Source organism: Hyphomonas sp. KY3 (assembly GCF_017309975.1).
Lineage (GTDB): Bacteria > Pseudomonadota > Alphaproteobacteria > Caulobacterales > Hyphomonadaceae > Hyphomonas.
The window spans coordinates 2,518,267-2,537,672 of the sequence record NZ_CP022271.1; the positions used below are offsets into that span (position 1 = coordinate 2,518,267).

Annotated in this window: 14 protein-coding genes; 8 read left to right on the forward strand and 6 right to left on the reverse strand. The window is 54.9% G+C overall.

The window, feature by feature from the left end; all coding sequences use genetic code 11:
* Positions 1–5: 5 nt before the first annotated feature.
* From CFA77_RS12160 to CFA77_RS12180, 5 genes are all read right to left on the reverse strand, one after another.
* Positions 6–587, reverse strand: a complete 582-nt coding sequence (locus tag CFA77_RS12160; protein WP_206990923.1) for a hypothetical protein — start codon at positions 585–587, stop codon at positions 6–8.
* Positions 588–599: 12 nt separating this feature from the next.
* A complete protein-coding gene (locus CFA77_RS12165; protein WP_206990924.1) occupies positions 600–2,777 on the reverse strand; it encodes a TonB-dependent siderophore receptor in 2,178 nt (725 codons plus the stop codon).
* A 191-nt stretch (positions 2,778–2,968) separates the two neighbouring features.
* Positions 2,969–4,096: an Sb-PDE family phosphodiesterase gene (locus CFA77_RS12170; RefSeq protein WP_206990925.1), complete on the reverse strand. Its 1,128-nt coding sequence runs from the start codon at positions 4,094–4,096 to the stop codon at positions 2,969–2,971.
* Between the two features lie 58 nt (positions 4,097–4,154).
* Positions 4,155–5,732 carry an alkaline phosphatase gene (locus CFA77_RS12175; RefSeq protein WP_371822950.1) on the reverse strand — a complete coding sequence of 526 codons (1,578 nt, stop codon included), beginning with the start codon at positions 5,730–5,732 and terminating at the stop codon, positions 4,155–4,157.
* Positions 5,733–5,813: 81 nt separating this feature from the next.
* Positions 5,814–8,483 (reverse strand): TonB-dependent siderophore receptor, encoded by a 2,670-nt coding sequence (locus tag CFA77_RS12180; protein ID WP_206990927.1) that lies wholly within the window; start codon positions 8,481–8,483, stop codon positions 5,814–5,816.
* Positions 8,484–8,694: 211 nt separating this feature from the next.
* Between CFA77_RS12180 and CFA77_RS12185 the strand changes: the two genes are divergently transcribed.
* Positions 8,695–9,465, forward strand: a complete 771-nt coding sequence (locus CFA77_RS12185) for an HAD-IIA family hydrolase (RefSeq protein WP_206990928.1) — start codon at positions 8,695–8,697, stop codon at positions 9,463–9,465.
* Here CFA77_RS12185 and CFA77_RS12190 read toward each other — a convergent pair.
* A complete protein-coding gene (locus CFA77_RS12190) occupies positions 9,451–10,353 on the reverse strand; it encodes a MurR/RpiR family transcriptional regulator (protein ID WP_206990929.1) in 903 nt (300 codons plus the stop codon). The genes CFA77_RS12185 and CFA77_RS12190 overlap by 15 nt on opposite strands.
* Positions 10,354–10,520: 167 nt before the next feature.
* On the opposite strand from CFA77_RS12190, the gene CFA77_RS12195 reads away from it, so the two are divergent.
* From CFA77_RS12195 to CFA77_RS12225, 7 genes are all read left to right on the forward strand, one after another.
* Positions 10,521–11,453 (forward strand): phosphate/phosphite/phosphonate ABC transporter substrate-binding protein, encoded by a 933-nt coding sequence (locus CFA77_RS12195; RefSeq protein WP_206990930.1) that lies wholly within the window; start codon positions 10,521–10,523, stop codon positions 11,451–11,453.
* Between the two features lie 29 nt (positions 11,454–11,482).
* A complete protein-coding gene (locus CFA77_RS12200) occupies positions 11,483–12,271 on the forward strand; it encodes a phosphonate ABC transporter ATP-binding protein (protein WP_206990931.1) in 789 nt (262 codons plus the stop codon).
* A 136-nt stretch (positions 12,272–12,407) separates the two neighbouring features.
* Complete coding sequence (gene phnE, locus CFA77_RS12205; protein ID WP_242517343.1) at positions 12,408–13,286, forward strand: phosphonate ABC transporter, permease protein PhnE; 879 nt, start codon at positions 12,408–12,410, stop codon at positions 13,284–13,286.
* 320 nt (positions 13,287–13,606) lie between these two features.
* Positions 13,607–14,206 (forward strand): ANTAR domain-containing response regulator, encoded by a 600-nt coding sequence (locus CFA77_RS12210; protein ID WP_206990933.1) that lies wholly within the window; start codon positions 13,607–13,609, stop codon positions 14,204–14,206.
* Between the two features lie 356 nt (positions 14,207–14,562).
* Positions 14,563–17,184: a TonB-dependent siderophore receptor gene (locus CFA77_RS12215; RefSeq protein ID WP_206990934.1), complete on the forward strand. Its 2,622-nt coding sequence runs from the start codon at positions 14,563–14,565 to the stop codon at positions 17,182–17,184.
* Between the two features lie 136 nt (positions 17,185–17,320).
* Positions 17,321–18,133 (forward strand): sulfite exporter TauE/SafE family protein, encoded by an 813-nt coding sequence (locus tag CFA77_RS12220; protein WP_242517345.1) that lies wholly within the window; start codon positions 17,321–17,323, stop codon positions 18,131–18,133.
* A 59-nt stretch (positions 18,134–18,192) separates the two neighbouring features.
* Positions 18,193–19,338, forward strand: a complete 1,146-nt coding sequence (locus CFA77_RS12225; RefSeq protein WP_206990936.1) for a histidinol-phosphate transaminase — start codon at positions 18,193–18,195, stop codon at positions 19,336–19,338.
* The last annotated feature ends 68 nt before the right edge of the window (positions 19,339–19,406 follow it).

A 19,406-nucleotide genomic window follows, 5' to 3' on the forward strand; every position in this document is an offset into this window, starting at 1 on the left:
ACAAGCTAAATGAGAGCGGCGCAGAGCACGGCCGCCAAGGCGACCACCACATAGACGCTGCGACGTAATTTGCGTTTTTCCATGAGCACCAACGTGCTCAATACGGCCCATAGGGATAAGCTGACGAGGAAGGCCACCACCACGGCATTCGTCGGATTGCCTATTTCCGGTTTGGTAAGGCGCAGGAGCGCCCCTCCAGCATATAGAGAGATCGCACCTGCAGCCGGTCCGGCCAGCAGAAACGTCCATATTCCGGAACCGATGTCGGCTGTCATCTGCAAGGGTGACCGGCGTGCGCGATCAGGTACCTCGCGATTTCGGACAGGCGCTTGCAGGCCGTTGGTTCCGCGCAGCCCCGGCAGAGTGATCGCCCCGGCCACGATCAGCATCAGGAGCGAGGCGACCTGTGCGACACCGCGATCAAAATTGACAATAAACCATACGACAAGACTTGCGGCCACCAGCGCCCATCCGAGCACCAGAAGGACCGGGCGCCCCGGCTTGCGCCACACTGCGAAGAGCAGCGCAAGACCGAATATGCCTCCGACCGAGGCAAGGATCGCCAGGATATAGTCAGCATGGCTCATATAGCGCCCGCCTTAGAATTTGTAGCGCAGGCTGGCTACGACCGTTCGGCGCTGGCCAGGAAAACAATCCCCCCGCGTCAAGCAACCCGTGAGATAGTCTTCGTCGGTCAGATTGCGTGCATTGACCTGAAAATCCCATGTGTCCCACTCGTAACCGACCATCAGGTCGCCTAGCGTATAGTCTGGCGTCACGTAGCGGACGGTTCCGTTCTCGGAAACGGTCTCGCCCACATAACGGATACCTGCGCCTGATTTGAAACCGGACCAACGACCGTCTGGACGCCATGTAGTCCACAGAGACGCCTGCGTTTCCGGTGCAGCCGCCAACTGGAATCCGTTCGGGTCTTCCGCATCGAGCGTGGAAATGGATGCCTGCAGATAGACTTCATCAATCTGAACGTGGCTCTCGAATTCGAAGCCTTTCAGCTTGCCAACGCCTTCCTGTTGCGAGGCGGCACCCGGCAGGGAGTTCGGGTTGGACAAATTGGAGATTTCGATGTCGAAATAGTTGAACGTGATCAATCCCGGTAAGGCTTCAGGTTCATACTTGATACCCACTTCATACTGACGGGCCTCCTGAGGTTTCAGCGGATTGTTGGTGAGCGTATCAGTTCCGACAACGGTCTCGAAGGATTCCGAATAGCTGGCATATGGCGCAAAACCGTTGTCGAATCGATAGAGTACGCCAACGCTGGTCGATATCGCGTCGTCATCCTGGACGGTCGTACCGCTGTCATTCTCGACACTATCGCTGCGCAGGCCCAGCGTGAAACGCCAGTTTTCGTAGGATATCTGGTCGGAAAGATAGATGCCGAAGTCTTCGACGTTCGAAGCGGGTGTGTCACTGTAGATCGCGTCAAATGTCGCCTGGTCTGGATAGTTTCCATAAACCGGGTTCGCCAGATCGAGAACATAACGGAAGTCGCCGGCCAGAACCCCGCCGCCGAAATAGTATGCAGAGTCACTGTCGGTTTCGACGTCTTGATACTGCATCCCGGCGAGGACATGGTGATCGAACTTGCCGGTGGAAAATTCTGCGCGGAGGCGCAAGTCGCCTGCCATCTGGTCGAACGTATTGTCACCTTGATAGAATGTACGGGGCACGGTCGTGTCGGTGAACGTCAGTCCCTGCAGGTCTGCCGCAGCCTGCAAGGCAGGTGTGGCATCGAGAATCTGGTTCAGATAGCGCGGACCGTAGAAGACCGGCCAAGCTTGTTGATAGTCGGCCTCGCCGGACCGCCAAAGCGCCGTGCCCTCCAGCTTGAACACATCATTGATGCGATGTTCACCCAACAAGGTAATTTGCTGTGAGTCCGTATTATAACGGTTGAAACCAGGTTCACCGGCATAGACATTGTTGTTCAGGTAGCCGCCTGAAGAACTGAGCGGATTGAGCGTACCTTCGACCGGAATGAACTGGGCGGCTGCATCGCTATCGGTATCCTGAAGAAGTCCGATCACTGTAAACTTGGTATCTGTCGTCGGCAACCAGCTGAGTGATGGCATGAAAACCGTCGTCGTCTCGTCAACCTGATCAATCTGCGTACCTGTGTCGCGATAGAGGCCAACCAGACGATACAGCAGCTTGCCATCTGAACCTGCGACTGGCCCGGTTACGTCACCTGCAATCTGGTAGTGATCATTGTTTCCCACTTGTGCCGCGATCTCGCCGCCAAAGTCTTCCAACGGCGTTTTCGACACATAGTTGACGATACCGCCCGGTGACCCCTGACCATAGAGTACCGAAGCTGGACCTTTGAGCACTTCAACTTGCTCAATCGTGTATACGTCGGCACGAGTGGAGTTGTAGCTACCGAAGAGTTCCTGAATGGAGTCACGATAACGCGGTATGCTTAGACCACGGGAGAATGGGAAATCACCGCGGGTTGAGAAGCCATAGGGCTCGGCAGTCACACCCGCCACATAGGTCAGCGTATCGACCAGCCGCAAGGCGCCCTTGTCTATGAACATGTCGGATGTTTCGACGGAGAGCGAGCGTGCCGTCTCGACGATCGGTGTTTCGTTCTTGGTCGCACCAAAAGATCCGGTCGTACCGGTCACGATCACCGTTTCCTGACGGCTCTCTTCGGCCCGGTCCGTGTCCGAAGTCTGCGCCCAGACCGGAGCGGCAGATGCCACACCTATAAGAAGCGCAACAGTACTGACAGCGCTGACCCGCGATACTCGCATCAAATTTACCCCTTGGATTTGCATTTATGAGAATGTGTCTCAGTATTAACTGCCGACTAGGGGAAATGTTATTGCAAGTCAATTGCATCTTGGGGTTTGAAATGAACTTTGCCGTCACGACGAGGAAAGCGCACATCCCATGGGGATGTGCGCTCTGACAGGAGATAGGAATTTCCGGAACGATCCGAGAGCTATTGAGCGGGAATCGCTGTCACAAGACGTGTCGTCAAGGCTTTGCGAAAGCCAATCTGGGCGTTCAGTACATCAACGGTCAGAACCATCTGACCTTTGCCGGTTTTGGTGCGCACAGCAACCGCCGTCTCGCCATCCCGTTTTACGTTCAGCACATCGCCGGTGTTCTGGAACGTTTCCTCTCCCTGATTAAGCAGGGTGAAATTTACCGGGCAAGTATTGACGATTTTCGCGGAGATCACTGTGTAGTCACGCACGGCCGGTTCAGCCTCAAGAGTGAGACAGGCATCAACCACTGCCTTCACATGCTCTTCCCGGCCGAGCAGGTCGTCATAAGACCAGGCCACTGTACGGCCATCAAACAAAGCCCGTTTGAAGGCCGCTTCGCTACGATCCGAAGCCAATACGAGCGTCATCGGGCGATGCCCGCCAGCTCCGGCATTATGGGTCCAATCCACAAGGCCATGGATGTCAGACGTGCCCATTACGGTCAGATTATTGTCTAGGGCAATCTGGAGCGCATGTTCGGAGTGCCCATCCAAAGTTCCATTCACGACCTCGATGCCCTGAAGCAGGCCCTCCGCGATCAGATCCTTGTGATAGTCACTGAGACGCGCAATCCCATCCGACACATGCGGCAACCAATTCGGATGGTTCAAGAACACAAACGCCCCTTGGGCCTTCGCCGCCTTCATGGCCTGCTTTGGTTCTTCAGTCAGAAGCGCGTTCGCATCACTCAGGAAGATGGCGTTGATGTGCCCATAGGGCATATCGCGAGTGACCTCCGCGCCATTGATAACCATCAGATCGAACTCCGAATCTGCCCGTACGCCTTCAGCAATCTCATAAGACCTGTTCCGGTCCGGATGCGGCATGTCGGCCTTGTGTGGCTGATGCTCCAAATGCTCAGTTACCGCCAGAACTTCCAGTCCGTCCAGATGGGCCTCCTTGACCCGAATGGACGGCCAGACTTCGCCGTCTGAAAATACCGAATGAGTGTGCAGGTCGGCAGCCAGAACGACGCTGCCATCTTCCGTGTCAGGAAACTCTACCGCACGCTCATGCGCAACAGCGGTGGAGACATAAAGCGCTGTACACGTAGCAATCAGGCTGATCTTTGAAAACATGGGCTTGGTCCTCTTTAGGATAGGCACTTGGCTTGAGTGGTGCCGGGTTCGGGAAACATCAGATGTCTTTGGTTCGAATTTCAGTATCGGTGAAAACAGGTGAATTGGCTCGGCCAGCATCCTCGACGACGCGGAACTCTCCATGACAATTGTCGGAGGTAAACGTGGCTCGCAGATAGCCCCGCTGCTGTCCATTCAAGTGGGAAACGTGAGGGTTCGCGCTCCGCATGACCTCCATATCCCGCGCCCAGGGGCACCCGGAGGAAATGGGACCACCCACGAGTTCGTGCCCGATGCGCTTCGATGTTGGATCGAAGGGCTTTTCATACAGAGTCGATGCCATGGCGGTGTGCCAATCCCCTGTCAGGAAAACGGGGTTCGACACGTCATTTGCCACGACGGACGAGAGCCGGTTGCGCGCAGCCGGATAGCCGTCCCAGCTGTCCAGATTGGTGACCGGACCGTCAGGCGGCGCATTGTAGCGATAAGGAGTGAACCAGGTTTGCGTTGCAATGACATTGAAAGCGGAGCTGGACTGCTTGAGCTCACGGCTCAGCCAAGCTTCCTGTTCTGCACCCAACATGGTGCGAGCCGGATCTGTCGCATCTGAACAAAGCGGCTTGCGGCCATCGCCACATGGCTGGTCAGACCGGAACTGACGCGTATCCAGCAAATGTATCTGAGCAGGGCCGAACACATACTTGTTGTAGAGCTTGAGCGCAGGCCTCATATCTCGCAGAGTGGGCGGCTCTTCGATCGGCATATGCTCATAATAGGCCTTGAAAGCTGCATATTTACGAACCTGGAATTCGAGCTGCGTCTGCTTTTCCGGGTCCTGAGGCGTGTTTGAGGCCCAGTTATTATCGACCTCGTGATCATCCATCGCGACGATCCAGGGCGCAATAGCGTGTGCCGCCTGAAGGTGTGGATCGGAACGGTAGAGCGCATAACGATTTCGATAGTCCCATAAGGTGGTAATTTCGTTGCTATTGTGCTGGCGCACGGTCTCAAACAAACGCCGCTCCCCGCCCCCCACATCGCGCATCCGCGCGCCAAGCGGACTGATGCCGCCCTCATAGATATAATCTCCGGTATGAACGACGCAGTCGGGCACCCATTCCGCAAGATCACGATAGGCCGCGTAGTGACCGGACTCGTAGTGTTGGCAATATACCAGCGCGATCCTGGCAGAGTCGTCATCGGGGCTTGATGTTCGTGTCCGCCCGACAGGACTTTCTTCGTCGCCATAATAAAATTGATAGAAATACTCCCGACCCGGCCGCAAGCCTTCGATACGCACATGCACCGAATGTGCCTTGTCTTCGGCTGTGGTGGCGATGCCATCCATCAACGTCTTTCGCATTTCCTCATCAGTGCACACACGATATCGCACTTGCGCCACGCCCGACGGCATACCGCCGCCTTGCAGCGGATTGGGGGCCAGTCGCGTCCACAAAATCACACTGCTGGGCCGGGACGATCCTGATGCGACCCCCAACGTGAAGTGCTGCTTGCCGTTTTGAGCGTTTGCCAGTTTAGGCACCCAAAGAGCAGCACCACAAGACGCCAGAAACAATCGACGAGAAAACATTGAGAGTCCTTCCATCCACACGCGAAGAGGGGTGGCTGCCGACATGTGGGACAGACGCCGGCAGCCTTTAATCATCCAATCGGGGCGAGCCTGCCCCTGTTCACACAGGGTCAGACCATTGGATGACTAGAACGAGTACTCGTACTGGATCCAGAACGAACGCGGTTTGCCGTTCCACCCATACTGGCGGTAGTATGCACTGTCGTTCGGGCCCACTTCTCCGCGCACCACGGCACGGTCCCGGCTATAGCCCGAGCCACCGGAAGCTCGCTCGTAATATTCTTCATCCAGCAAGTTCACGCCGCGAATGAGGAAACGGTGCTGCTTCTCCTCGCCAAGGAAATACTGAACGGATCCATTGAGGACGAAATAGTCACCGAAGTTCAGATCTTCGACTACTCGGTTTCCGTTCTCATCCACCATGCGCGCCAGGCTGGTGCCCGCATATGCCCATTCCGGCCCTTGCAAGCGCGGGTTCAGTGCAAATGTCCAGCGGTCTGTTGGCGTGTAGGTGATGAGGCCGGACAGCGTCCACTCCGGACGTTCTGAAGATTGGCGATACTCCGCGCTTCCAGCCTTCCCCGGCACGACAAAGCCAAGGTCGGTAGTGGAGCCATCCAGGCGCGCCATCGTTCCAAAGACTGGGTTCGGCTCCAGCGACTCCATATCAGTATAGCTGAAGTCTGCCTGCCACTGATCAAAGTCGAAAGCGACGTCAATCGTAAAACCTTCAATATCCTGCTGACGCAGCGCGTTCACCGCAACTGTTTCGCCAGGATCATTCAGGCCCGCTGCAGCCGTGGCGCAGAATTCGCTCGGCGGAATGATGTTCCGACGGTTCTGCTCAATCGCTGCGGTGTCATTGTTCAGATTGTTGAACAATGGGTTTGCAACATCATTGGCATATTCATAACAGACCGCACCAATAGCCCGGCTGGAGAAAAGATTTTCGATTTCTGTTTCAAAGTACCCAATCTCGACATTGTAGGTTCCGCCAAAAATGTCACCATCGATACCGGCCCCGACGTTGAACGCGCTGACTTCCTGTGGTTCCAGACCAGGGTTGATGTTCGCGCCCGATCCGAATGCGCCGATTTCGTCGATCTTCGGCAGACTGTACGACGTGCCGCCAGACCCCCGCGCATAGATACCGTATCCCAGGTTCTGACGCAGCCCGACTTTCCAGATCGACTGATCATCGAAATTGTCGTTGAAGTCCTGACGAGCGGCAAATGACCCACTGAAACCATCCAGCACTGGCAGGGAGAGCCTTAGGTCGCCATAGACACCCGTACTCGTGAGCTTGACATCCTTGACGCCGAATGAGTCGTCAGAATTGTCTTTATAGGTAGTATTCTGGAGACCTGCGACGAGTTCGATATACTCATTGACCGTATAAGTGGCCCGTGCATTCAGACCGTAATCGACATAACCAGACTCCCTCTGATCAGTCGTCCCGAAACCTTTCGTCAGACCACCATCGCCGAAGCTGGCGGTAGATTGCACGACATATCCAATGGGTGCGCCGATTGGGAACGGATTCTGGTGCGTGCCGTAAGGCTGGCCGAAGTACGGGCTGTCTGGATCCTGATTGATGTAGAAATTGCTACCGCCATTCAGACGATCATCAGAAGCGCTGCCCGCGCTCCCGACAGGATTGGTGACACAACCCGCAGCGAGACCGGAAATACCCGCCGCGAAGCTTTCGAACTCAGTTGCTGTAGAAAAGCTTGAAATCCCCTGACCCGCAGCAATGGCTTGAATATCCTCCGGCAAATCCGAGAGGCGGGGGATCTGACAGATACGGGCATCAATCTCGTTATTCTTGAGCTGAGGGTCCTGATAGTGCGCCTCGATATTCAGCTTGAGCTTGTCATTGAAGCGATGCTTGAATTCGCCGGTGTAAATCGGGAACTCTGTGAAGTTCGGCTGAAATATAGTGCTTTGCGGGAAGGAATCTCTGAAATCGATCGTCGTGTACGAAGCACCGAGCAGAAGCTCTGTCTCAGGTGCAATATCCCACAAATATTTGATGCCCAGACTATTGAAGCTGTATGGGAATTCGTGACGTCCGCCGAGCGCAAGCACATTGTCACCATAGGCCGCCTCGTCGAAGAGTTCGTGCGCATCCGTCTCATAAGAGCGGCCATAGACCAGCACGGAGTGTTTGCCGGCCTTGTCCAGAGGGAACGACATGTTGCCATAATACTCGCGGGTTTTGAATGAACCGGCATAGACACCGAATTCGCCTTTCTGAGTACCGTCAGGGCGTTTTGTTTTCACACTGACAACGCCCAGGCCGCCATTGGATCCGAAATAGAGGCTGTTGCCACCACGATAGACTTCAACACCGTCGATCATGCGCGGATCAATGGCTGTCGCGGGCCACAGATCTTCCAATGGAGACGAGCGATCAAAGAATGGGACGCCATCGACCAGCAACAAGGTATCGCGATCAGTGCCGCCATCAATGCGAATGGTGAACTCGCCTTCGTCCGGCGAATAGCCAATGTTCGCACCGCGGATCAGGCCTGAGGCCAATTCGCCAAAATTCGTGAACCCGCCCGTTTCAATTTCTTCCGAACTGATCAACTGAACTTGTGTGCCGTATTCAGCGAAGTCCACAGCGATGTCGGATGCGGACGCATCGACAGTCTGGCCTTCGACGCGAATAGTCTCAAGGCGGCGGGAATCTTCCTTGCTGTCTCCCTGCTGTGCCAAAGCAGCCGGGATCGCCGCACTCGCCATCAGGACGCTCAAACCGAATTTCAAACTTCTGTTCTTATCAAGTCTCATCGCTGGTCTCTCCATCTAACCCCAACACCCGCCAACCATCAGCGGGCTGTGGCCGAGCGCGATTGCCGCCGCTTGCCACGAGGCTGCTCTAGAGGCGGAACGCGACACTTAGATGAAGATTCGAAAAACATTGCGTGAATGATATTTACTTCAAAGAAGATTTGTAATTGAGCATTTCTCAATAACAAATTGTCCTTCATCGGAGTGGAATATGCCCTACGCGTTCGCTACGCCGCGATCTGAAGAAATAGCCAACATGGGCCGGTCGGCCAAAGGGTTTCTCGTAGACTGGGATGGCTGCTGCGCACTCGGCAATACGTTGGTGCCCGAGGCCGCAGACTTCCTGCGCGCCAATCAAACACGCACCGCGATTGTCTCGAACAACTCCACATGCACGCCGGACGACTTCTTGCACATACTGGCCTGTAACGAAATTCAATTGGAACGCAACCAAGTCATCCTGGCGGGGATGGAGGCGCTCAAACGCGCAACAGGTTTTGCTGGCGCAAAGGTTATGGTGCTTGGTGATCCGCACATGCGCGGAACCGCCAAGAAAATGGGGATAGACCTGGCTCAGGAAGCCGCAGACGTGGTCGTACTGCTCCGCGATGTACGCTTCACCTATCGCCGCCTGGAACGCGCGGTAAACTCCTTGAGCAATGGGGGCCACCTCATCGTCGCCAATCCCGACCAAACCCACCCCGGGAAAGACGGGGGAATAAAGCCCGAAACGGGCGCCCTGCTTGCGGCCATCAGAGCATGCGTGAAACTGGATGAAACAAAAATAGACGTCGTGGGAAAACCCTCCCCACATCTGTTCCAGATGGGATGCCAGGCGCTTGACCTGTCACCGGATCAGGTTGTCATGCTGGGTGACAACCCTGCAACGGATCTCGCTGGCGCAAACGCGTTGGGAATCAAGGCGGTCCTGACCTCCGCCAAATCACCGGATGTGTTTGAGATACTGCTAGAAGCGCTTTAGCGACAGCACATCGAAGGTCTTGCGAAGCGTTTCGGTTGCCCGGTCATAATTGGCCAGCGCGAGTGCTGCAATCAGCGCATCCAGTACGCATAGCTGGGCGATCCGGCTGGTCATGGCCTCGGTCCGGAACTTGGTTTCCCGAGCCATGGTGAAAAGTTTCACATCCGCGTAGGCCTGCAGCGGCGAACTCGAAAAATTGGTCACGATGATCGTCTTCGCGCCCGCATCCTTGGCCAATCTGGTTGCGGCCAGTGTCTCATGCGTTGCACCAGAGTGCGAAATGGTCAGCACCGCCACATCAGGGCCCGTTTGCGACGCGCTGATGGCCTGGACATGACTGTCCACCACCACCCGCGCATCAAGACCTATTCGCAGCATGCGATACTGCGCATCTTCCGCAATGGGCGCGGACGAACCTATTCCGTAAATTTCAATTCGCTTGGCTGCCCGAATAATATCCACCGCTGCGGATACGGCGTCGGCGTCCAAAATCGAGAGCGTGTCCTTCAGCGCCTGAACCCCAGCATGGAAGGTCTTCCGACACACAGTCGGCGTGTCATCTGTCGGTTGCAGATCTTCATGAATGAACTGAACCGGTTGCACCACTTCCTGGGCGAGGCTGAGCTTCAGTTGCTGAAAACCGGAAAGATCCAATTGGCGGCAGAAATTGATAACACTTCCATCACTGGCACCGGTCGCTTCAGCCAGCTCGGTAACCGACATCCCAACCACTTGTCGGGGATTGGCGAGAACGAAGTCGGCAATCGAACGCGTACTCGGCCCAAGCGAGGGATGCCGCACTCGAATGCGCGTCATGACATTGTCGACTATCGCCACATCAGACCGTCGCTTCGGCGCCACTTTCCGCTTCGATTTGCTCTCAGACATACACGCCCCTCTGGATTTCACACTCTTATAATTGAATTCTACTCAATTATTATCAAGGATATATGAATTGCGTAACACCAATGTCACAAGCAGATGCTACGTCTCTCACTATCGATGCTGCGGCGCATCAAGCTCATACGCAGCGAGGTGAATTTGGGAACTCGGATATGCGCATTCTGTCGACCATAACGCTTCTCCTGCTAACCGCCATGCTCGCGTTTACAACGCACGCTCAGGAAGCCGGCAGCCCGCAAAAGCCTCTTCGCGTCATGCTTATCCCCGCAGATGGTGGTACGGAAGACGGTACGAAAGCCGATTTTCAGCCATTGTTTGATGCCATTACGCGATCCAGTGACTTGCATTTTACCGTCAGTACCGGGCAAAGCTATGCCGCCGTGATAGAAGCCATGTGCGCTGGCCTGACAGACGTCGTCTGGTATGGTCCGGCCTCCTATATAGAGGCGCGAGACCGCGGATGCGCGCAATTGTTGGCTGTCGAAGAACGCAATGGTTCATCCACTTATTATGCTGGTCTGTTTGTCGCGGCAGATTCCGACGTAAATTCTGTATTCGATCTTTCCGGCGGGTCGCTCGCACTGGGATCAAGTCACTCCGCCAGCAGTTTTGCGTATCCGCTTGTCATGTTGAGAGACGACGGGCTCGATCCGCTAAAGGATCTATCAGCCTTGCGGATCACGGGAAGCCACACCAACAGCCTGTTGGCATTGAAGAACGGGTTGGTAGATGCTGCAGGCGCGTCTTTCGTGTCGTTCGAACGTGCGGTGAACCAAGGTAGCCTGGATCCACGCGCATTCCGGGTGCTCACCAAATCGAAACCAATCCCGAATCCACCCATAGCGATGAACACCGCATTGCCAGCAGACATCAAAGCAAAGCTCAAGCGCGCCATGGCAAATGTACATGAGGCTGAAGGCATTGGTCCGGCCGCCATTCGGGGATATGGCGGCAAGCTTGTGGATCGCTACAATACCGAAGTTGACGAAACCCTGTTTGATAGCGTGACCTCCGCGACATCTTTTCTGGATGACGACTATATGGCCGCGATCCTGCGCAAGGCTGACGCAGCTCAACGCGGCTGATATCTTTTCACCACGGCACAATTTCCAATATGACAGACCAACCCACTTCTGCGTCCACACTCCCGGCGCTGAAACTCTCCAACGTGTTCAAGTCGTACAAGGACGGTCCGAGAGTCCTCACTGATTTTTCGCTGGACCTCAGACCCGGTTGCTTTTGCGTTCTGCTTGGGTCATCGGGGTCAGGAAAGTCTACCTTGCTGAGGTGTATTGTTGGGCTGGCGCCTGTAGACTCCGGAGACATTCGGCTTCACGGGGTGCGCCTTTCGAAAAAGCAACGACGTCACGTCGGAATGGTGCATCAGGATTTTGGCCTGACCGACAGACTGACGACAGCGCAAAATGTGATGTCAGGCAGCATTGCGGCGCTTTCCTGGTGGCGCGTCGCGCTTCAATTGTATCCCCACTTGATTCAAGAAAAAGCGTGCGCCCTGCTTTCGCGTGTCGGCTTGTCGGAAGATCATGCCAATCGGCGTACTGGCCAACTGTCTGGCGGCCAGAAACAACGCGTGGGCATCGCGCGCGCATTGATGTGCGATCCGAGTCTCATTCTCGCCGATGAACCCGTCGCCAGCCTTGATCCCAGATCGTCTGCGGATGTAATGGACCTACTGAAGAGCGCGGCCCAGGAACGTGATGCAGCTGTTCTCTGCTCGCTGCATCAAATCGATCTTGCTCGCGAATATGCGGACCGGATCATCGGTCTCAACAATGGCACTATCGTTTTCGATGGACCACCAGCTGCTCTTACTAGCGACGCAGTTCAGGCTATCTTTGAAATCGACGATACTTCACCCACCCTGCGAAGGGAGGTCGCGTGAGATGATGGATGCTGAGCACGACTCGCTACCTCACATTTGGCATCTAAAACAGCCTTTCGGGTGGAAATCACTACTTGTATTGCTCCTCATAATCATTGCCTCGAGCATCTCCGCAGAGCGTATGCAATTGGATCGCATGGCCAGCCAGATTGGAGACTTTGCGCTTGAGGCGGTCGGTCTGCGCGAAAGTTCGCAAATCGGCCGGGGAATGGGGAGTGTGACCCGCGACATGTTCCCTATAGCCATCTCCGACCGTCGCCCCATTGACCTGATGGACGGACTGGATGAATCCAGATTGCCCTTCCTGGCGCACATAGAGACGGTGGAAGTCCAAACAACCGAGCTTGATCCGGATACATTGCAAATGACCACGAAAGTGTCCGAGCGGCAGTTTCTCGTCGAGCCAATTGGATATCTTCTCTTCGTGCTCGGCAAGATGGTTGAAACAATCGAAATTGCAATCTGGGCCAGCCTGATTGCCATACTGGTAAGCCTACCGCTGGCGTGGCTATGCGCCAGTAATTACTCGCCCCATCCCCTCATCTACGGCGTGGCACGATCACTCGTGTCCCTGCTTCGCTCAATTCCCGAACTGATCAGCGCACTGTTCCTCGTGCTTGCTTTTGGGTTCGGTCCGATTGCAGGTATATTGGCCCTGTCATTTCACAGCATAGGCTTTCTGGGAAAATTCTACGCCGAAGATATTGAAGCGGCGAACAAAAGCCCTCAACAGGCGCTCAAGGCCACCGGGGCCAGCGATTTCGCCATCCTCAGGATCGCCGTCCTCCCCCAAGTTCTGCCGAGCTATACTGGTCTCTCCCTCTACATTCTCGATCGAAACATACGCATGGCCACGGTGATCGGCCTTGTAGGCGCAGGGGGCATCGGACAGGAATTGAAAGGCCGGTTCGACATGTTCCAGTATGATCGCGTCGGCACCATGTTGCTGGTAATCTTTTTGACCGTAATGGCGCTCGACCTCATCTCCGCCCGCTTCCGAAAAAGGCTTGTCTGAGCCAGCTTCTCAAAAGGGAACCGAACTCTTCGGCGCAAGCGCGGGACAGCGCAGCATTCTCTGCGATTTGGCTGACCACGCGCTGGAGTTTGAGGGCAAGTCAGTTGACACTTTCCGCATCATACCGCGGGCCTGTGCGGTCATGCTTCTTAGATACACTGTATCAAAACGACTTCCTGAGGACATCAAACAACAGGCAGACTTGTCCTTTTCTTGCTCAAAGCCGCGGAAAATGCAGCTTTGATTGCTATTCAAACTAAGAGATTTGGAAAAACAGTCCCTTTCTATCATGTGAGATTAGGAGGGAGACTGTATTGAACATGCCGGACCGAGCCGATTTATCAGCACTGTCTGTGCTTGTTGTCGCCAACGCACAGGACGACGTCGCAAATATACTGGAGGGTTTACCAGAAAGCTTCACGATAAGATTGCTTGATGAATTCTCTTTCGTAAGCATAGCCACCGAGCTTGAAGGAATCAGAGCCGACCTGCTAATTCTTTCGTCAGAGTCAGCAGGCACCGAGCAGATATCGATCAGCGAGCGCCTGGCTGCATCAACTCAGCTTCCTATCCTCTGGTTCGTGAAGCGTGACGAAGAAAACCTTGCACCGCAGGCCATTCGGGGTGGGGTGACGTCGTTCGTGGTAGATGGACTTAATGCTTCGCGAATAGGTCCCTTGATCACAATCGCCGTGGAACGCCACAAACTCGTTTCGACGCTACAGGGTGAATTGCAGAAATCCAAAGACAACCTCGCTGCGCGAAAGACTGTGGAACGCGCAAAAGGCCTTCTGATGCAAACCCGCGGCATGAGTGAGCAGGAAGCCTATCAGTCACTCCGATCCACGGCCATGCGCCAAGGAAAATCTCTGAAAAGCGTCTGCGATGCTGTGATCTCACTATCGGACTTGTTGCCTTGATGTGACGATGTCAGCCTGGCTGGCTTGAACCGACCTCACTGCTCGAAGTTTCACCTAAGCTGAGCGAGGGTGCGTGAAAATCTGGCAAATTGTATTCATTCATCATCACAGAATACGTTCCGCTACCCAGCTTTTTTTTGACCTGAAAAGATTTTTCCAAGCCCAAAGACGGGCTTCAGTTCTGAAGGCACAAGGGGGTGTCTTCTGCAGCAGATAGCTGTCCTGGCCCAAAGGCGGGCCTCTCGAAACCGACTCGATCACCAGTGCCTTTGCTGTGCCCTGGCATTCGATTTCCAGTCCGTCCTTAGGCGGTCAAATTGTATTCGTCGTGCGGCGAATAGAGGGGTCAATACACTATGAGAGCATCCAAACTACGAACACAACTACTGTCGTGTGCCTTCGCCACAGTCAGTCTTTCCATGATCACAGCCGCGCAAGCCCAAGAGGGAGAGACAGATGACGTCTCGGTTCAGGAAGCGGTCACGGTAACGGGGTCTCGCGGGAAACCTCGCTCCATCCAAGATTCGCCAGTTCCAATTGATGTTCTTGGTGAAGATGAACTCAATGCGGTTCCATTCACGGACACGAATGATGTTCTGAAAACACTCATTCCATCCTATTCTCTTTCTCGCCAGCCAATTTCTGATGGTAGCTCATTTGTTCGCCCTGCTGAGATGCGAGGCCTGCCGACCGACAAGACGCTTGTACTGGTAAACTCGAAACGGCGCCACCGCGCCGCACTCGTGACAATTGGCGGATCCGGAACTCAAGGCCCGGACGTGGCCACCATTCCGGCTTCTGCCCTCAAAAGCATCGAAGTCCTCCGGGATGGTGCCGCGGCGCAATACGGGTCGGATGCTATTGCTGGCGTCATTAACTTCCTGCTCAAGGATAATTCTGAAGGCGGTTCGGTCAGCGTCGACATCGGCCAGTATTATGAAGGTGACGGCTTCCAATACACGGTATCGGGCAATTACGGCTTCGATCTGGGCGGAAAGGGCTTCCTGAGCGTTTCCGGCGAAGTCAGCAAGGCGGACGCGACCAGTCGAAGCGAACAATATTGTGAGTCCTGGTTCTGTCTCGACCCGAGCAATCCGGACTTCGACCCCACAGCTGGTTACGCAGCCAGCCTGACGCCCGAGTTCATCGAAGGTGTCCCGTCTGCATCGCTGGGTGACTTCGGCGTCGTTCAACCCTGGGGCCAGCCCACCAGCGAAGCCTTTCGCCTATTCTACAACTCCGCGTACACGATCAACGACAATGCCGAACTTTACTCCTTCGGCAACTATTCCAGCAGTAAATCCGATGGCAGCTTCTTCTATCGCTATCCCGGCAACGGCACGATTGAAGACTTGCGACTCGAAGATGGATCGATTTATTCGCCGCTGGAGATTTTCCCGGGTGGTTTCACCCCGCGCTTCTTCGGTGATGTCACCGACTATTCATTTGTGGGTGGCTTGCGAGGCCTGTTTGCAGGGTTCGACTACGATCTGAGCGCGCGTTACGGACATAACGAAATCGAGTATACGCTGGCAAATACGATCAACCCGTCCATGGGCCCCGACACGCCAACCGTGTTCCGTCCTGGAGACCTGATCAACGAAGAGGCACAAATTCAGGCTGACTTCTCGAAGGAATTCGAAGTCGGGCTTGCGAGCCCGCTCCTGTTCGCAATGGGCCTTAGTTATCTGGACGAGTCCTATGAACTGGTCGAGGGTGACAAGGCGTCTTATGAAGATGGTCCGTTTGCTGGCGCAGACCCGTTTGGCTTCTGCGATTCCATGGCTCCGACTGCGGCCGGTGTGGCGGTCATGGCCGCAGGCTCCACGCTCGACTGCTCGGATCCGGATGACCCAGTCTACCAGGTCGTCGGTGTAGGATCGAATGGCTTTCCTGGCTATTCACCGGCCTTTTCAGAAGACTATACGCGGGACTCCCATTCGATCTATGCGGATCTGAGTGCGGATGTCACCGAGAAACTCTTCTTGCAAGGCGCTCTGCGTTACGAAAGCTACTCAGACTTTGATGCTGAAACCGTCTGGAAAATTGCCGGTCGTTACGAGATCAATGATATTCTGGCGCTTCGCAGTTCGATCGGCACCGGTTTCCGCGCGCCGACGCCGGGACAGCAGGGTACCACAAACGTCTCTACCCGACTGCCAAATGGCTTCCCGGTAGCGACTGGTCTCTTCCCGGCCAGTGGACCAGTGGCGCAGGCACTGGGAGCGACACCTCTCGAACCTGAGACATCCACAAACTACACACTCGGCATGACCTCGAACTTCGAGAACATGAGTTTGACAGTCGACTTCTACCAGATCGATCTGGCGGATCGAGTCAATGCAATCTCCACTCAGGACGTTTCAAGCGATCCGGCTTCAGGGACAGCGTATGACAACTATCTCGCGCTCGTCGCTGCCGGTGTCACCGGTGCTGAGTCGATTGGCGGTGTGTTCTATTTCACCAATGCTTTCGACACGACCACATCTGGCGTCGACATCGTGGCAACATACACCATGCCATGGGCGAATGGCCAAAACACAAGCTTCACTGGATCGGTCAACTATAACAAGACTGAATTCGACAGCGATGTGGACGCACTCTTCAATGACGAAAGCCAATTCGACTTCCTGAATGGCACACCCAACTGGCGGGGCGTGTTCACCGTACTCCATCAGGCTGGTCCGATCAGCCTCCTTGGTCGCGCCAACTATTATGGTGGATATGAAAATGCGGCCTCATCCACCCTCGCCGATATCCAGGAATGGGACGGAGAAATCCTGTTTGATTTCGAAGCATCCTATGAAATCGACGATGCTCTCACCCTCTCCGCTGGTGTCAGAAACGCATTCGACAACTATCCAGATGCGGGCGATGCGGCGATTGGCGAAACCTGCTGTGGACGGATCTATCGATCTGACTCCGTCGTCGACTGGCAAGGCGGCTACTACTACGTCAAGGCATCAGCGACGTTCTGATGTTCACCAACCGAGCCACCGTGCAAGTTGATTTGGAATTGGGGGGCGTTCCCGGACGCCCCCCACACCTTCTTCTTCATCAGAACTCATTCTTTTCAGAATTGGACCTTTAATGCTGGGACTTGAATACGATCCAATGCAATTGACACAGCTAATCAGCGTTTTGATGGTCGCTGGCTTGATCGCCGGCTTTGTCGCAGGATTGTTTGGGATTGGCGGCGGATTCGTCGTGGTACCTGCTTTGCTTCTGGTATTCAGTTTTTTCGGCGTAGATGGTGAAGTGCTGACACATGTGGCCATTGGCACTTCTCTGGCAACCATCATCGTGACCTCATCCCGATCCGTTCACGCCCACAACAAACGGGGTGCCGTCGACCTTCAGATAATAAGGGACTGGGCGCCCTGGCTACTCGTGGGCGTCGTAGGGGGCATCATACTGGCCCAGTTCATGGATGGCAGATCCCTGAAGTGGGTTTTCTCGATTGGTGTTTTCCTGATGGGCTTGCACTTCATCATGCCCGTTCTGAAAGATGTAAAACTGTCTAACGAAATGCCCAAAGGGGTCGCTTTGGCCGGTCTTGCTTCCTTTCTCGGGGGATTTTCGGCTCTGTTGGGCATAGGGGGCGGAACGATTGCCATCCTTACCATGACCATGTGTGGCCGCCCCATACACCAGGCTGTCGGGACAGCTTCCGGGTTTGGCGTAATCATCGCAGTGCCCGGCGCAATCGGATTTGCGCTTCTGGGGTTGGGCGCCAGCCAGCTGCCCATTGGGTCTTTTGGATATGTGAACGTTCTCGCTGTCGTTGCCATCACGGCGATGTCGTTCATTACCGCGCCGCTCGGTGCGCGGGCTGCCCACGCACTGAACGGGCCTGCCTTGAAGCGGGTGTTCGGAGTATACTTGGTCGCAACCTCCGCGATCGTTCTATGGAATTCGTTCACCTGATTTCAGGTGACAAAAGATCAAACGCGTTGAGTAAAAAATGAATCAGGAAGGAAATGAAAATGGCATTTGACGTATCAAGACGGTTCTTGATGGCAGGTGGCCTCGCCACGGCGAGCCTTGCCGGTTGCGCAACCACAGCAGCCGAAACACAAGGCGCCTTTCCCGTAACTGCAACGCCGGACCCATATCTGCTGGGGCCTAAGGAAGGCGTGGCCCTGCTCTCCCGCAACGAGAATCCATACGGACCCTCCAAAGCTGCATTGAAAATGGTAGAGTACGCTGCCAACAAGGGCGCGTACTACACATCACCTGAGGCCATTCAGATGCTTGCACAGCTCATCGCGGACAAGCATGGTGTTGCGCCTGAACAAGTCGTTCTGACAACCGGGTCGGGCGAGGTGCTCAGCGCTATCGCGATGATCTACGGTAAGACGGGCCCAATTGTCGCCCCCCGCCTTTTCTGGGACACGACCGCTCTGTATGCAGTCAACCAGGGCGTTGGCAGTATCGATCGGGTACCACTTGCAGCTGATATGAGCGTAGACCTCGCGGCGATCGAGACAAAAGTGACATCAGACACAGGCATCGTACAGCTGTGTAATCCAAACAATCCTACGGGCATGGTATCAGACGCGGCAACGCTGAAATCGGCCGTGAAGCGCATGGCTGCAAAAACCACCGTTCTGGTCGATGAAGCCTATATGGAGCTCGCCGATGATCCTGAAGGCAATACCTGTATCGGGCTGATCGATGAAGGCCACGATGTCATTGTGACACGCACCTTCTCGAAGATTTTTGGCATGGCTGGATTGCGCATGGGATATTCAATTTCATCCGTTGAAACGGCGGAAAAAATCAGAGGTGTCGTCATGTCATGGTCTCCCTGCACTTCTTATGCTGCCGCTATAGGTGCCTACCAGGATGAGGCGTTCATAGCCTATTCCAAACAGAAAATTGTTGAAGCTCGTGAGATGGTGAACATGACAGTCGACACGCTCGGTCTTGAGCGGCTACCGTCCCAGACCAATTTCGTTTACTTCAAGTCTGGTAAAGAAGCGAATGATGTTCAGAAGGCCATGGCGGCAAAGCTCATATCCGTTCGCGGACAATACATGGACTATAATGAATGGACGCGAGTTTCGATGGGAAAGATCGAAGATGTAGAGCGGTTCTGCAAGGCTCTTCCAGCAGTGGTCGGCGCGTAGTTGGTGCGACTCGCTCACGTCAATCCACATCAGACAGACCCAGCATAGGAACCTGTTGGCCCCTGCTG